13 protein-coding genes and 2 pseudogenes are annotated in these 15984 nt (G+C 61.7%); 12 read left to right on the forward strand and 3 right to left on the reverse strand.

Annotated features, from left to right (window positions below; genetic code table 11):
* Positions 1-2 precede the first annotated feature (2 nt).
* From IVB29_RS02200 to IVB29_RS02230, 7 genes are all read left to right on the forward strand, one after another.
* On the forward strand, positions 3-884 hold the full coding sequence (locus IVB29_RS02200) for an alpha/beta hydrolase (RefSeq protein WP_247501746.1): 882 nt from the start codon (positions 3-5) through the stop codon (positions 882-884).
* Between the two features lie 233 nt (positions 885-1117).
* Entirely contained in the window at positions 1118-2062 is a 945-nt protein-coding gene (locus IVB29_RS02205; RefSeq protein ID WP_247501747.1) for a metallophosphoesterase, read from the forward strand.
* A 24-nt stretch (positions 2063-2086) separates the two neighbouring features.
* Positions 2087-2422: a cupredoxin family copper-binding protein gene (locus IVB29_RS02210; RefSeq protein WP_247501748.1), complete on the forward strand. Its 336-nt coding sequence runs from the start codon at positions 2087-2089 to the stop codon at positions 2420-2422.
* Positions 2423-2564: 142 nt separating this feature from the next.
* On the forward strand, positions 2565-3113 hold the full coding sequence (locus IVB29_RS02215) for a sigma-70 family RNA polymerase sigma factor (RefSeq protein ID WP_247501749.1): 549 nt from the start codon (positions 2565-2567) through the stop codon (positions 3111-3113).
* Entirely contained in the window at positions 3110-3877 is a 768-nt protein-coding gene (locus IVB29_RS02220) for an anti-sigma factor (RefSeq protein WP_247501750.1), read from the forward strand. The genes IVB29_RS02215 and IVB29_RS02220 overlap by 4 nt, the downstream gene beginning before the upstream one ends.
* Before the next feature lie 102 nt (positions 3878-3979).
* On the forward strand, positions 3980-4159 hold the full coding sequence (locus tag IVB29_RS02225; RefSeq protein ID WP_247501751.1) for a hypothetical protein: 180 nt from the start codon (positions 3980-3982) through the stop codon (positions 4157-4159).
* A gap of 171 nt (positions 4160-4330) precedes the next feature.
* Positions 4331-4849: a hypothetical protein gene (locus IVB29_RS02230; RefSeq protein ID WP_247501752.1), complete on the forward strand. Its 519-nt coding sequence runs from the start codon at positions 4331-4333 to the stop codon at positions 4847-4849.
* 95 nt (positions 4850-4944) lie between these two features.
* Here IVB29_RS02230 and hpnO read toward each other — a convergent pair whose 3' ends face one another.
* Complete coding sequence (gene hpnO / locus IVB29_RS02235; RefSeq protein WP_247501753.1) at positions 4945-6336, reverse strand: aminobacteriohopanetriol synthase HpnO; 1392 nt, start codon at positions 6334-6336, stop codon at positions 4945-4947.
* A 142-nt stretch (positions 6337-6478) separates the two neighbouring features.
* Between hpnO and IVB29_RS02240 the strand changes: the two genes are divergently transcribed.
* The gene (locus IVB29_RS02240) at positions 6479-7138 is read left to right on the forward strand and encodes a DUF2147 domain-containing protein (RefSeq protein ID WP_247501754.1); all 660 of its coding nucleotides are present in this window, start codon (positions 6479-6481) and stop codon (positions 7136-7138) included.
* Here IVB29_RS02240 and IVB29_RS02245 read toward each other — a convergent pair.
* Positions 7106-9694: an MMPL family transporter gene (locus tag IVB29_RS02245; RefSeq protein WP_247501755.1), complete on the reverse strand. Its 2589-nt coding sequence runs from the start codon at positions 9692-9694 to the stop codon at positions 7106-7108. The genes IVB29_RS02240 and IVB29_RS02245 overlap by 33 nt on opposite strands.
* Positions 9695-10157: 463 nt before the next feature.
* On the opposite strand from IVB29_RS02245, the gene IVB29_RS02250 reads away from it, so the two are divergent.
* From IVB29_RS02250 to IVB29_RS02265, 4 genes and pseudogenes are all read left to right on the forward strand, one after another.
* Positions 10158-10814, forward strand: a complete 657-nt coding sequence (locus IVB29_RS02250; protein WP_247501756.1) for a hypothetical protein — start codon at positions 10158-10160, stop codon at positions 10812-10814.
* Entirely contained in the window at positions 10814-11974 is a 1161-nt protein-coding gene (gene hpnH / locus IVB29_RS02255) for an adenosyl-hopene transferase HpnH (RefSeq protein WP_247501757.1), read from the forward strand. Before IVB29_RS02250 ends, hpnH begins: the two co-directional genes overlap by 1 nt.
* 1142 nt (positions 11975-13116) lie before the next feature.
* Positions 13117-13651, forward strand: a pseudogene (locus tag IVB29_RS02260) (transposase).
* Positions 13652-14219: 568 nt separating this feature from the next.
* A pseudogene (locus IVB29_RS02265) lies at positions 14220-14405 on the forward strand (transposase); the annotation flags it as partial.
* Between the two features lie 142 nt (positions 14406-14547).
* On the opposite strand, the gene IVB29_RS02270 reads toward IVB29_RS02265, so the two are convergent.
* The gene (locus IVB29_RS02270; RefSeq protein WP_247501758.1) at positions 14548-15681 is read right to left on the reverse strand and encodes a helix-turn-helix transcriptional regulator; all 1134 of its coding nucleotides are present in this window, start codon (positions 15679-15681) and stop codon (positions 14548-14550) included.
* Between the last annotated feature and the right edge of the window lie 303 nt (positions 15682-15984).

The raw sequence follows: 15984 nt of genomic DNA on the forward strand, positions 1-15984 counted from the left end.
CCATGATCAACCCGCACCGCTTTTCAATCGGCCCCGCCGGCGCGGAGATCGCCATGTTGCAATGGGGCGGGAGCGGGAAGCCGCCCGCCCTGCTCGTGCACGGCACCGGTTTCGTTGCCGATGTCTGGGACGAGGTCGCGCGCGATCTCGCCTCGACCTATACCGTCTACGCGCTCGATCGCCGCGGCCACGGCGCCAGCCACAAGCCCGGCGCCTATCATTTTCTCGATTATGCCGAGGACGTCTGCCGGGTGATCGATGCGCTCGGGCTGCGCGGCGTCTACGGCATCGGCCACAGTGCGGGTGCAACCGACCTCCTACTCGCGGCGAAACTACGGCCCGGATATTTCACACGTCTCTTCGTGATGGAGCCGACCGTGATGGACCCGCGTGCGGCGCGCTCCGGAGGATTGAGCGAGGTATCCTTGTCCCTCGTGCAAGGGACGCTGCGCCGGCGCGCCGAGTTCGACAGTGCTGACGCCGTGTTCGAGCGCTATCGCGCCGCGCCGGCGTTTGCGGATTGGACCGAGATCTCGCTCCGGGCCTATGTGCGTCACGGCTTCGCGCCGCTCGACGATGGCCGGGTGCGGCTCTGCTGCACGCCCGAGATCGAGTCGGCGATCCTACGTCCGATCTACGAGGCGATGGAGCAGGTCTATGCCGGCGATGCCCGCGGTAATTCCTTCGCCTCGCTCGCCGAGATCGACTGTCCCGTGCGCGTCACGACCGCCGCCAAATCGGGGCCGATCTACAAGGAGATGGCGCGACGCGCCGTGTCGCTGATTCCGCGCGTCAGCACGATGGTCTTTGAGGACGCCGGGCACTGCGTGGCGCAGGAAGTGCCGGCGCGCGTGGTCGAGGCCGTGCGAGATTTCGCAGAATAAGTCTCGTGCCCCGGACGCAGCGCAGCACGAAGTGATGCGCTGCTGAGCCGGGGCCCATCTCACCACGTGCCGTGCGGCCTTCTGGGTCCCGGCTCTGCGCAGCAATGCTACGCATTGCACCGCGTCCGGGACACGGCACCACCTCACGAAAACGTCATCCCAACCGGGAATAAGTCCCCCCCTCCCCCGATCACCTCCCCGAAGCCCAATTCAGGGCGAAGTGGAGACGTGCGATGAGCGGACACGATCACGGGGACGACGGCGTCAGCCGCCGCAAGGTGCTGGAATGCATGACCTGGGCCGGCACCGGGGTGCTCTGGACCATCACGGGCGGCGTGCCGCGCTCGCTCGGCATCATCGATTCCGCGCAAGCGGCGACCCCGGCCGCGCCCGGCATGACCTTCCTCCAGATCAGCGACAGCCATGTCGGCTTCGACAAGCCGGCCAATCCCAACGCGCTCGGCACGCTGGAGGAAGCCGTCAACAAGATCAACGCGATGCCGGCCAAGCCGTCATTCATGATCCACACCGGCGACATCACCCATCTGTCGAAGGCCGCCGAGTTCGACAATGCCGATCGCATCATCTCGCAAAGCAAGCTCGACGTGCACTACGTGCCCGGCGAGCATGACTTCCTCGACGAAGAAGTGAAGTTCTATCGCGAGCGCTACGGCCGCGGCACCAAGGGCGCGGGCTGGTATTCGTTCGACGCCGGCGGCGTGCACTTCATCGGCCTCGTCAACGTCGTCGACCTCAAGGCAGGCGGCCTTGGCAACCTCGGCGCCGAGCAGCTCGCCTGGCTGGAGGACGATCTGCGCGGCAAGTCGAAATCGACGCCGGTCGTGCTGTTCGCCCACATTCCGCTCTGGACCGTCTATCCCGAATGGGGCTGGGGCACCGAGGATGGCGGCCGCGCGCTGGAATATGTCAAGGGCTTTGGCTCGGTTACCGTGCTGAACGGTCACATCCACCAGGTGATGCAGAAGGTCGAGGGCAACGTCACCTTCCACACCGCGCGCTCGACCGCCTTCCCGCAACCGGCGCCGGGGGCCGCCCTCTCGCCCGGACCGATGAAGGTCGAGGACGCAAAACTCCGCTCCATGCTCGGCGTTGCCAGCATCAACTTCAAGCAGAACGAGCAGCGGCTCGCGATCATCGACACGCCGATCCAAGGTTGATGCAAGGCTGAACGGAAGCTGACAATGAAGACACTCAATCGCCGCGACTTCGGTGTCGACCTCGGTCTCGCTTTGGCCGCGGCCGTCCTGTTGCCCGCGACAACTGCCCGTGCCGACGACATGGAAGTCCATATCGACAATTTCGTTTTCCAGCCGGCCGAACTCACGATCAAGGTCGGCACCACCGTGAGCTGGACCAACCGGGACGACATCCCTCATACCGTGGTGTCGGCCGGCAAGTTCAGATCCAAAACCCTGGATACCGACGACAAGTTCACGTTCACCTTCACCAATGCGGGCGACTACAAATATTTTTGTTCGTTGCACCCGCACATGACGGGGATGATCAAGGTTGAGTAACGTCTCCAACCAAGGCATCAACGTCTTGCCCGGCCGGTGGTCCCACGCCGGCCGGGCTCGTGTGCCTTCGGTCACACACGCCGACCAAACGAACCTGGACGAAACGGCGCAACGCGCAGAACAAGAGGCAAAGCGAGGAGCGATGCCCGCCAACGACGATTTGCAGAAGGCGCAGCGCTTCCGCGAGGCGGCGCTGCCCTATCTCGACGACGTCTACACGCTTGCGCGCTATCTGCTGCGCGACGCCTCCGATGCCGAGGACGCGGTGCAGGAGTGCTATCTGCGCGCGCTGAAGCATTTCGGCAGCTATCGCGGGCCGGCGATGAAGCCCTGGCTGTTCGCGATCCTGCGTAACGTCTGCAATGCCGAATATGCACGTCGCGCCCACAAACACAGCGCGATCGAGGATACGCCCGGCGCCGCCGAGCAGACGCCGATATGGCAGGAGAGCGAGGCGAGCCCGGAGGCCGAAGTGCTGCGCAGCCGCGATGCCGGCGCCATCCGCAAGCTGATCGACGCGCTGGCCGAACCGTTCAAGGAAACATTCGTGCTGCGGGAGATAAACAACCTGTCCTATCGTGAAATCGCCGAGGCCGCCGGCGTGCCCGTCGGCACCGTGATGTCCCGCCTCGCCCGCGCCCGCGCCATGCTGCGCGCGGCCTGGACGGCGGAAGAGGAGCAAGCAAGATGACCTGCGACGAAGCAAAGATCCTGCTTCACGCGCTGCTCGACAACGAGCTGGATGCCGGCCACGCGCGCGAGGTCGAAGCCCATATCGCCGGCTGCCCGGATTGCGCCGCGGAGTTTGCCGCACAGCGCGAGATGCAGCGCGTGCTCGCCGACACCAATCTGCGTTACACCGCGCCCGCAAGCCTGCGGAACCGGATCGAAGCGTCGCTGCCGCAACCACAGCGCCAGCAACCGACCCGCCGCTCCGTGCTGCGCGGTTTTGCGATGGGCTCGGCTGTCTCCGCGCTCGCCGCCTCCGGTGTCGTTGCCGTGGTGTTGCGACAGGACGACCAGCAGCGCATCCTGTCGGAGGTCGTCTCCGCCCATCTGCGCTCGCTCCAGGCCGGCCATCTCATCGACGTGGTCTCGACCGACCAGCACACCGTCAAGCCATGGTTCAACGGCAAGCTCGACGTCGCCCCGCCCGTGATCGATCTCACCGCGCAGGGCTTTACGCTGGTCGGCGGCCGGCTCGACTATATCGACGCGCGCGCCATCGGCGCAGTCGTCTACAAGCGCAGGCAGCACGTCATCAATTTGTTCGTGTCGCAGACATCGAGCACCGAGCACCGCCCGCCGAAGACCCAGACCATGCAGGGCTTCAATTGCCGCCGCTGGGGCGAGCGCGGCCTGAACTTCTGGGCCGTCAGCGATATCGGCGCCGACGAACTCGCCGAGTTCGTGGACAAGTTCGAGGCGGCGATGAAGGCAAATGTGGAGGGGTAGCTTCGCCCGCCCCTCGACCAATTGACCGTTCAATGGTGACGGGACTCACGGTCCTCCTGAGCGCAGCACGGCAGAGTGGAGCCGTCATCAAGGAGGACCACAATGCTTCCCACACTGATTCTCTGTACGACCCTGCCGTCGATGTTCGCTGTCGGCTGCGCCGCGTTGCTGGCGTTGAAAGACCGAAAACAATGGGTGTGGTTTGCAGGTCTCGCCGTCCTCGCGGGGATCGCCGGTCTGGTGACCCTGGGCATTCTCCACGCCTGGAACTATGGTAGGTAGTGCTGATGAGATGGGGTAGCACCTCCTCGTCAAAAGCAACTTTTAATTGCAGAAATGGAGAGGCGCTGCTAATTCAGCGCCATGAAGCGTGTTCTTTTTCTTGCCGCAGCGTTTGTCTGGACGATAGCCGTGCCGGGGCCGGCCGCAGCCCGCGACACAGACGCAGTCACGATGCGGACTGTCCTCTACGAGGAAGACCCGGCCAACGCGAAGAGCGATCGCTCGGAGGGACAGGTCAGTTGGCGGATCGAACCGACGAGCGATGCCGCCGCGCCGCCTGGCGACGTCACGATACGCGGCGACGTCGAGGTGCCCGAGCGAAACCTGCGCTTGACGCTATTCATCCGACGCAATTTCGATTCCACCTTGCCCGCCAGTCACACCATACAGGTCGAGGTCGCGCCTGATTTCGCCGCCGGCAGGATCAAGCAGGTCATGGGCCTTCTGATGAAGGCAAACGAGCAGGCCAAGGGCATTCCCATTGCCGCACTCGCGGTGAAGGTCGACGACACGCATTTCCTGATCGGCCTCTCCGCTGTCCCGCAGGACGCGTCCAACAATTCGCTTCTGATCAGGAGCAGAGCCTGGATGGACATTCCAATGATGTACGCGACACAGCGCCGCGCCATTCTCGCGATCGAGAAGGACGGCGACGTCCTGTCGCTGTTCAATGCGGTTTTCGACCACTGAGGCTGATGGGATTGGCCTCCGCATGGCCGTGCAGTACCACCGACGTCTGCGACATCGAGACTGTGAACAACCTAAAGCGGCCTGAGCGATCGGCCTTACGCCGATCGCCGCACCGCGTTGTCCACCAGCGTCTTGCCGAGCGACCAGATCGCGCCGGGGACCTTGTGGCTGCCGGCGATCACGTCGTCGAACGCCTTCTCGATCCAGCCGCAATCTTCCTCAGTGATGGTGAGCGGCGGCAGCAGCTTGATGGTGTGGCTGCCGTGACCGGCGACTTGCGTGAGGATCTTGTGATCCTTGAACAGCGGCACGGTGATGAGCTGGCAGAACAGGCCCTTGTTGGCGGCCTCCAGCACGTTCCAGGAGGCGCGCAGGCGCAGCGACTTCGGCGGGCCGAACTCGACGCCGATCATCAGGCCTTTGCCGCGCACTTCCTTCAGCAGCTCGTAGCCGGGCACCATGCGCGTCAGCGCCAGCCGCAGCTCGGCGCCGCGCTTGGCCGCGGACTCGATCAACTTCTCGGACTCCATGACGTCGAGCGTGGCGATACCAGCAGCCATCGCCAGATCGTTCTTGGAGAAGGTCGAACCGTGCACCACGGCGCGGTCCATCTGATTAAAGATCTTGTCGAAGATGCCCTTGCGCGTCAGCACCGCGCCGACCGGCACATGGCCGCCCGACAGCGACTTCGACAGCAGCACCATGTCGGGCTCGACGTTCCAGTGCTCGACCGCGAGGAAGCGGCCGGTGCGGCCCATGCCGGTCTGGATCTCGTCGGCCACGAACAGCGTGCCGTATTTCTTGCAAAGCGCGGCAGCACCCGGCAGGAACTCGTCGGTCGGCATGTTGACGCCCTTGCCCTGGATCGGCTCGACGACGAAGGCAGCCACCTCGCGCGAGGCCAGCGCCTTTTCGAGCGCGGCCAGATCGTTGAACGGAATCGAGGTGCAGCCCGGCAGCAGCGGCTCGAAGCCGGTGCGGAAGTTCGAATCACCGGTCAGCGACAGCGCGCCGTAGGTCAGGCCGTGATAGCCGTGGGCGCAATAGACGATGCCGGGACGCCCCGTAGCACCGCGCGCGAACTTGATGGCGGCCTCGACGCATTCGGCGCCGGAATTGGCGAAGAACACCTTGTCGAGATAGGGGACGTATTTCAGCAGCCGCTCGGCGAGCACGCCGGCAAGCACCGAGACGTCGAACTGGACGAGATTGGGCAGGTCGGCATCGAGCACGCTCTTGAGCGCCTCGCGCATGACCGGATGATTGCGCCCGATCGCAAACACGCCAAAGCCGGACAGCAGGTCGAGATAGCGCGCGCCGTCGCGGTCGTAGAGGTACTGCCCCTGCCCCTTCTGGAAGCCGACATCGTAGCCGATGGTCTTCAGCACCCGAACGAATTGCTCGTTCAGATACCGATTATGCAGGGCGCTGCGCTGGGCCTGACGGTCCGCGAATAGCTCAGACATGTCTGGATTTGGGCTGTGCATCCGCTACATACTTCGATTGAGGACCGTTTCGTCAACTGAAAACGGACCGTTACGGAAAACGGTCTGTGCGGCCTTTTGCCCTTTTTCGGACCATCTTCGCAAGCACAGCTTTTAAACCATGTTGCACTGCCAAGGAACACTCATGCGTTTGGCCATTTACACCGGAATAATACTGGCTGGCGGTTACACCGGCCTGAACCCTGCGCTCGCCGCCGATCCCACCGGCGACTGGCGGGTCGCCGACGGCGTCGCCAATATCCGTGTCGCCCAGTGCAACGGCAGCATGTGGGGCGCCGTTTCCTGGGAAAAACAGCCGGGCGGCCGCGACGAGAACAACCCGGATGTCTCGAAAAAGAACAGGCCGACGCTGGCCATGCCGACCCTGATCGACATGAAGAAGAAGCCCGGCGCCGATCAGTGGGAAGGGCAGGTCTATAATGCACAGGACGGCCAGACCTACAGCGCGACCATCACACCCACCGGCACCGACCAGCTCGAGATCAAGGGCTGCGTGATGGGATTTCTTTGCGGCGGCGAGACCTGGACCCGGGTTGGCCCGCCAATCCCCTTGAGCCCCGCCAACGCCATGGCCAAGGGCGCGACAAAGCCCGCCGGCGCGGCGCCGAAAGCCCAAGGGACCCAAGCAGCCCAACAAGGCCCAGCCGGCACGACGGGTGCCACACCACCTGCGCCCGCAGCAGCAGCCCCGAAGACTGCCGCCGCCAAGCCCGGCCAGAAGGGCGTCGCCGACCCCGTCGGCGACATCTGCCTAATCCCTGAGATTGCGGGGTTTGCCCATTAGGGCCGGCTGAAACAGCAGCACGGCGGCAAGCGTCGTCACCAGCGAGAGGGCGAGCAGCTTGCCCATGCTGGACGTTCCAGGATGGCTCGACAGCCAGAGGCTGCCGAACGCCGTTGCCGTCGTCAGCGCGCTGAAAAAGATCGCGCGTGTCAGGCTGGTCTGAAGCAGGTTTGTCCTGCCCGAACGCCAGGCCACGACATAATAGATCTTGAAGGCGACGCCGATGCCGAGCAGCAGCGGAAACGCGACGATGTTGGCGAAGTTGAGCGGCAGGCCGATCAGCACGCAGATCTCGAGCGTCACCGCACCGGCCACCAGCAGCGGCACCAGCGTCATCAGCACGTCGATGAACCGCCGCAGCGCGAGCCACAGCAACAGGCTGATCACCAGCAGTGCATAGATGCCGGCGTGGATGAACGCATTCACCACGGTATCGCCGGATTTCAGGATCGAGACCGGCCCGCCGATCGCGGTCGGCTCGGCATTGAGCACAGCGGCTGCAAATTTGCGCAGCGTGTCGTTGTCGTTGGGATCGCCCTTCGGCTGCGCCTCGACGCGGATGATGCCGTCCTTGCTCTTCCAAGCGTTGACGAGGTCCGGAGGCAGTGAGTTCAGGGTGACGGGACCTGCCTGCATCGCGTTCCTGAGCTGGTCGAACACGATCTTCAGCGGCGCGACGAACACATCCTGGGCCTTGTTGCGCGTGGCCTCGTCGCCATTGGCGAGCTTTTCTAACGCGTCCGCCAGCCGGCGAGAGGCGATAGCGCCTGGGCCCTTCGCGTCACCGGAGGTCCGGCGCAAATTGTCGACCGAGGATTTCAACGCCTCGACATTTTCCTTGTCCGTCGGCGCTGCGTCGACCTGGTCGGGATTGAGCGCGGGGTTCAGCACCTTGGCACCCTGCGCGATCAGCTTCAGCTTTGGCGCCTGATCCTCCGGCACGAAGCTGTTGAGCGACATCACCCGCAGCACTTCGGGCACCTTCTCGAGCTTCGCCTCGACCGCCCTCGCCTGCTCCTCCGACGTCGTCATCACGTTGATGGCATTGGCACCGGTGTTGGGATCCTTGCGCAGATCGAGGAAGGTCGCGATTGATTCGGCCTTCGGGTTGCGCAGGTTCATCGGGTTGAAATCGAATTTCAGGAAGTAGAGCAGCGGCAGGCCCGCAATCGCCAGCAGCAAAGTGCCGCCCACAACCAGCACACGGTGCTTCTCAAGGAACTCATCGAGCGGCGCAAGGAAGGCATAACCGACCGGCTCCATCTCGCCGGGCGGATTCAACAGCTTCAACATCGCGGGCAGTACGGTGATGCTGGAGAGGAACGCCACCAGCATGCCGACGCCGGCGATCTGGCCGAGTTCGGAGATGCCCTTGTAGTCGGTCGGCAGGAAACAGAGGAAGCCGGCGGCGGTCGCCATTGCCGCCAGCGACAGCGGCACCGCGGAGCGCTTTGCGGCAAGCACCAGCGCGCCGGCGAGATCGTCGTGCTTGTAGCGCTCCGAGCGGTAGCGGACGCTGTACTGGATACCGAAATCGACGCCGAGGCCGACGAACAGCACGGCGAACGCGATCGACAGCAAATTGAACGAGCCCACCATCATCAGGCCGGCAGCGGTCGTCAGCGCAAGGCCGACGAAAAGATTGATGAATACCGCGAAGATGATCTTCGACGAATGCAGTGCCATCCACAGGATCAGTAGCACGACGAGGACGGTGCCGATGCCGTTGACGACGGCGCCTTCCTGGACGGTGGCGTATTCCTCGTTGGCGATCGGGACCGGACCGGTCAGCCGCACCCGCGCCTGGTACTTGGTCGCAAAATCCAGATCCACTGCGGCCTTGCGGATCGCGTCGGTGGCGCCCTTGCCGGGCTCCAGCGCGTTGTAGTCGAGGATCGGCTTGAACTCGATGAAGGCGCGCTTGTCGGCATCAGTCAGCGGCTCATCGCTGACGAGCTCGCGCCAGGAGAAGCTCGCATTGCCCTTGTTGAGCACGGTCTCGACCGTCTGCGCGATCATGTTGAACGGACGCTCGGTGTTGTCGAGCTTGACCTGGCCACGCTTGACACCGGCAAGCCCCGTCTCCAGCGCGCCGGTCAGGCCGCGGATCGAAGGGTCGCCTGCCATGATCTCGATCAGGGGCGCTGCGGATTCGAACTGGCTGGTGGTCTTGGCGACCTCGTCAGTTGGCAGGAAAAGCAGGCCGTTCTTCTCGAAGAACTCGCCGGTGCCGAGCTGCTGCATCGACTGGAAATCGGTCTTGTCGTCCTTCAGCTTTGCAAACAGCGCGTCCGCCGCCGCGGTCGCCATCTCCGGCGTCTTGGCTTCGACGACCGCAATGATCGTCGCGTCGCGGTCGAAGGCCCGGTCGAATTGCTGGTCACGCTGGCGCCAGTCCAGATTCTGGGCAATCAGCGAGTTGATGTCGGTGTTGATGGCGAAGTGCTGCGACGTGTAATAGCCGGCCCCCACCGACAGCAGGAGCCCGAGAACGACGACGAGGGAGGCAAACCGGGTGCAGGCCCTGACGATGGCAACAACTATGCTTTGCAGCACTTCTTTTCTTTCTGTGTGAACAGCTTGCCGAAAACGCCCGCTGTTTATCGGAGTTCCCGGGCGAAACCTATTGCTGTTTTGAGTGGCACCCGCCGGAACAAGGTTCGAGGTAAACGGCGGGCGGCCAAGAAAAAATCCTTGCGGGGCGGTCGGTATAGCCAGCGAGTTGAGGCGGGAAAGTGGCGAAGGGGGTGAGCACAAATGTCGTCATTTTGCCCACAGCAGTTTCGATACCATAGTACCGCAGGACTGAGGCGACGGGGAACCCACGCTCATCCGGCCTTTCCTTTTTGCCGATTTTTTGACACAAATTGCTGTGCCTCCATGCGGCGGGCCCAGTTGGGGTGGGCAGTTACCGCGTGCGAGAGATCGATGGTGCGGTTATTGCAACTCATTGGTCAGTATCGGGGTGCCGCCGGGGACTTCAGAAGCGGATTGGTGCAACTTGCGTGATGGGCGTCCGATGGAAGTTTCTCCAGCGCAGCCGCGCGGCTTCTGCGCGGGCGTGGTGCGCACGATCGAGATCGTGGAACGGGCGCTGGACATGTACGGCACGCCCGCTGACGTGCGCCGTGCGGTCACGAAAGTTCACAATCAGGGGAAACGCCACCCCGAGGTCGGGGGCATGATGGCCCAGGTTCCCGCCCCCGTCGTGCTGGTCCAGAGCGTTGAAGGGGTTAACGCCCAGAAACTGCTGGGAGATACGCCAGTGGCCTACATCACCGAGACCACTCTGTCGGCGGACGACACAAAGGATATCATTTCGGCCCTACAGGCCCGCTTTACAGATGTTCAAGGTCCGGATATCCGGGATATCTGCTATGCGACACAGGGCAACCAATCTGCGGTAAGGGACTTGAGCAAGCTGGTCGACGTGATCTTGGTGGTGGGCGCTGCCAATAGCTCGAACTCGAACCGGCTCCGCGAAATCGGCACTGAGGCCGGCGTCGCGCGTTATTTGATTGCCGACGGCAAGCTCAATCCGGAGTGGTTGAAAGATGCCAGGACCGTCGGCGCCACGGCCGGCGCCTCGGCGCCCGAGACATTGAATTCAGGCTTCCGGCCCTCTTGGCTGCGAGCTGACCCACCCGAATTCCAAGCCCAGAAAGAAACTATGTAATGGCTATCCCCTTCTTCAAGGAAATGCGTATCGGCGGCTATTTGATCAAGCAGAAGCTGCTTGGCCGCAAACGCTATCCGCTCGTGCTGATGCTGGAGCCGCTGTTCCGCTGCAACCTCGCCTGCGTCGGCTGCGGCAAGATCGATTATCCGGACGCGATCCTCAACCGCCGCATGACCGCACAGGAGTGCTGGGACGCGGCCGACGAGTGCGGCGCGCCGATGGTCGCGATCCCCGGCGGCGAGCCGCTGATCCACAAGGAAATCGGCGAGATCGTGCGCGGCCTCGTCGCGCGCAAGAAGTTCGTCTCGCTCTGCACCAACGCCCTGCTGCTCGAGAAGAAGCTCGATCTGTTCACGCCCTCGCCCTATTTGTTCTTCTCGGTGCATCTGGACGGCCTGAAGGAGCATCACGACAAGGCGGTGTCGCAGAAGGGCGTGTTCGACCGCGCCGTCTCCGCGATCAAGGCGGCCAAGGCGCGCGGCTTCACCGTCAACGTCAACGCCACCATCTTCGACGGCCACCCGGCCGAAGAGATCGCAAAATTCCTCGACCTCACCGTCGAGCTCGGTGTCGGCGTCTCGATGTCGCCGGGTTACGCCTATGAGCGCGCGCCGGACCAGGAGCACTTCCTCAACCGCACCAAGACCAAGAAGCTGTTCCGCGACGTCTTTGCGATGGGCAAGGGCAAGAAGTGGAATTTCATGCATTCCGGCCTGTTCCTCGACTTCCTCGCCGGCAACCAGGAATACGAGTGCACGCCATGGGGCATGCCCGCGCGCAACATCTTCGGTTGGCAGAAGCCCTGCTACCTGCTCGGTGAAGGCTACGCAAAAACCTTCAAGGAGCTGATGGACACCACCGACTGGGAAACCTACGGCACCGGCAAGTACGAGAAGTGCGCCGACTGCATGGCCCATTGCGGCTACGAGCCGACGGCGGCGACCGCAGCCATCAACAACCCGTTGAAGGCGATGTGGGTGTCGCTGCGCGGCATCAGGACCACGGGCCCGATGGCGCCCGAGATCGACATGACCAAGCAGCGCCCGGCGCAGTACATCTTCTCGGCGGAGGTGCAGAAGCGCCTGTCGGAGATCCGCAAGGACGAGGCCGCCGCCGCGCAGGAGAAGGCGGCGCGGAAGGCCTCGACCGCCGCGTAAGCACGTAAGCCACTACGAACGAAAAAGGCCCGATCGCTGATGGCGACCGGGCCTTTTCTTTTGTTCAGCTCAAGTGCCAGAGGAAGAGCGCGGTCGATGCGCGGGCTGCGCTCCTTGCTGGGCCGGACCGCTCTCCGACAGAAAAATGGAAAACAACCCCATGCACAGTAGAAACGCGACGGCCGAAAGGCACAATGTCCACTAGCTCAAGCCATTGCCGCGTCGAGCAAATCAGCGGCAAACGGGCAATGGCCGGCGTTTCCGCAGTGTTGCACCGAAATCCGAGACACGTCGTCGGGTTGAGCTAAATCGCAGGCAAGCGTGAACTTCGTTTTTTGCGAATTTGATTTGACGCGTCGGGCAAAACAGTGGCACTATGCCATCATGGCCCTTCTGGAAATCGCTACCGGCTAGTCGCCATAAGCGACGCGGTCGGCTCCCCACTTTCCGAAATCCGATCGCCTTGAATTTGAAAGCTGGCGGAAACCGACGGCCTTCTCGTGCTACCACGGGCCCTCCCCGAAATGTCTGTCACTGCAATTACCGTGTCTCACTTGAGGGTGCAGTCCAGCACTGTCACCGTAATACCAGTTTCAATAAACCGGAAATACCCCCCGCGGAGTTCGCAGCACATATGACTCGAGTCCTGAACCACCTGGAATTATTCGAAACCCTCTTTCTGCGGCAAAGTCAAAGGTCATCCGACCGACCATGTCGACGCTAACACTGACAACGTGTTCGTTGAAATACTCAAAGAGGATCACAGAAGTTTCCGGTGACTGCCCGTGACCGGACCGCGGGACCTTACCGCCAAATACCTCGAATACACACTGCACGAGCACCGACGAACCATTGGAAAAGTGCAATATCATTGAACCAAAGCCCACCAGAACTCCGACGAAGGTCGAAGTCACGAGGCTAGTTGAGTCAGCTTGTAAGTTTTCCAAGTCGATTTGCGAGAGAGTTGTCATCGGAATGCCTTGTTACTCCCGACCTGGAGTCGGTGTGGGCGGTAGAGGTACGTGCGTCTCGCCTTGAGTACCTGTTCCTCCCGTGGCTGGATTGATCGGTTGGCCAGTAGCCCGTAGGATGGGTTGAGCTCTTGCGAAACCCATCGCGCTTGCTTCGTGGTAACGTTCGTCGTGACCGCGTACCGCCGCAACTTCGTTCCGGGTGGATGCTTCTTCTTCACCGTCAATCTGGCGGAGCGGAAGCTATCGTTGCTGGCGAAACATGTCGAGCTGTTGCGCGCGGCGTTTCGTGGGACACGCCAGCGTCATCCGCTCACGATCGATGCCATCGTGATGTTGCCTGATCACCTTCACACCGTATGGACGATGCCCGAAGGCGACGCAGATTTTGCACTGCGCTGGCAGTTGATCAAGTCCACCTTTTCGCGCGGTCTGGCGCGAAACGAAAGGATATCCCAAAGTCGTTCAGCCAAAGGTGAACGGGGCATCTGGCAACGCAGATATTGGGAGCACACCATTCGCGACGAAATCGATTTCGCCCGGGCATGTCGACTATGTTCATATCAATCCGGTCAAGCACGGGCTGGTCGACCGGGTACGCGACTGGGCGCCATCCTCGTTTCATCGTCACGTGGAACTTGGCAACTGTCCAGCCGACTGGGCGGGCGATCAGTCGGATGATGGCTGCGATTATGGAGAGCGGTGATCGGGAAGAGATGGGTTTCGCAAGGGCTCAACCCATCCTACGGGTTGCCACCGTAATTCCGATCGCCATTGTCCCCCGGCCGCAGAGCATCGTAGATGGTGGCAAGACGGTCGAAGCCGCCGTTCACCGCGTTTCCTAACGATTCCCCAGATCGGCATGACATTTTGCACATGTCCGCGCGGGCCAAAATGCAGTCAGCAGACCTTCTCTTTCAAATATGGATGTTCCGCAAACCGGACACCTAAAGATGCTTCTCACCCACAGACCTCCCGGAATGAGAAAAAAGAAAGCGAGAGCGCCAAACACAATTGCGTATGACTGACTACGCGCTAGCGCGGACGCGTACATAAATCCGACAGCCACTAGGAATACTGAGATTGCGGACAGGAGGGCCCGTGTTCGAAGGGTCATTTGCCACCTGAACCGGATTGTCTGCTCTGCTCCATTGGCTGGCTGCCGCAAAAGAACCAGCACGTAGGCTTAGTATTGCTCGCGGAAATTGTAAAGCCGTAGGATGGGTTGAACTCTTAGCGAAACCCATCGCGCTTGCTTCGTGGTAACGTTCGTCGTGACCGCGTACCGCCGCAACTTCGTTCCGGGTGGATGCTTCTTCTTCACCGTCAATCTGGTGGAACGGAGACTATCGTTGCTCACGGACCATGTCGAGCTGTTGCGCGCGGCGTTTCGTGAGACACGCCAGCGCCATCCGTTCACGATCGATGCCATCGTGGCGTTGCCTGATCACCTTCACGCCGCGTGGAGAGATGGGTTTCGCAAGGGTTCAACCCATCCTACGGGCTGCTGACCGTGTCGCTATGCCGGCGCGCAATCCACCAGATTCATGCTGCCGTCGACTTCGGAAAGCGCGACTAGTGGCCGCAACACGTTTCGTCCTCTTACGCGGAAAACGGACTGGCATGTGCCGCAACAAGCTTGATCAAGTCAGCCTGGCGGCGCACGCCGGTCTTTCCGAAGATGTTTTGGAGATGAGTTTTCACGGTGGCCTCGCTGATGCCAAGCACCTCCGCTATTTCAGATACTCCGCTGACTTTCAGCACCGCATCAAGTACCCGCGCTTCGCCCGGCGTCAGTTGGAATTGTCGTGCCGCCACTTCGGTCGGATAAGGCGCCGACATTGATACCTTTCGGACGAAGACGGCAGCGACCGCAGAGTGAAGGCCCCCGGCTTGGCGGCGCGCCCCCGACGTCAGCGGCAGGATATCAGCGACCCAATTCTGGCCAAGCTTGCTAGACAGCGGAATGGCAACACCATCCGCGCCGACTGCATTATCGCCACCGCTCGCGGCGGCGACGACGACATTGCGCAATAGCTGCGTCGCATGCGGGTCCGCGGCGATCAAATCATTGTTGACGGTTCGCAAGATCGTCGCATCATCGAGCAGCGCCTGCGCGGCTATGTTGGTGAATGCAATATGACAGTGCTTGTCCAACAGAAGAACGCCGGCGTCGAGCCGGTCGAGCGCATCCGATAGACTTCCGGCTTTTTCCTTTTGAAGGTCGATGACATTCCCGATCAACACCGCGCGGCGCACGTGAGGAACCAACAGATGCATGCGCTGCCGCATCTCGTCGTCGGCAAGCCCTTGGCGCTCGTTCCGGAAGACTCCGAACTGAGCGAAGCTCGTTGCGGATTTGTCGAGCGTGGCAGCCAAATGATCGGCCCACCCGTTCGGTTTGACCCACTCCTTGTAGAAAGTCGTCTCGACGAACTCGTCATAAGGCAAAACGTTGGTTGTGTTGTAAATCTCCCCAACCTTGAAAAAGAATTGAGCCGTCAAACTCGGATCGAAGCGGATATATTTATTGAAATACGCGTCCACGCTGGACCGTTCAACATTGTAAACGTAGTGAAGCTCACCCTGAACGGTGATGTCCTTCCAGTAAATTCCAGCCGCAGTTCCGCCGATGAATTGCGTCGCCTGCTCGAGAGCTCCTACCCACAATCTGGAGTCGAGTGCTGCGTCGTAGATATTGCCGATCAGCTGCGACAAAAGTTCCGGATCGACCATTCCCAACACCGCTCGTTCGATCGACCACGATATTGATGCAACTGAGCAATCGCATCAACCGACCCGTGGGATACTCATCCGCTCTGAGACCTGATAGTTTTCAGTGTGTGTGTATGGCGCGCGTTGACTGCCTGCCACCCGGTCGAGAACGACAGTGCACTTAACCGCCGTTTCGCCAAGTGGTTTCTGGCTCCGCGCGCGACCGTGGTCGCGCATAATTTAAGCACCGCGCCATTCCGTGGAAAGCGGACAGCGTCAGTTGAATGCAGTGTCATTCCGCGCAAGCGCCAAACAGCGACCACG

The sequence above is a fragment of the Bradyrhizobium sp. 1 genome, assembly GCF_023073315.1.
Taxonomy (GTDB): Bacteria; Pseudomonadota; Alphaproteobacteria; order Rhizobiales; family Xanthobacteraceae; genus Bradyrhizobium.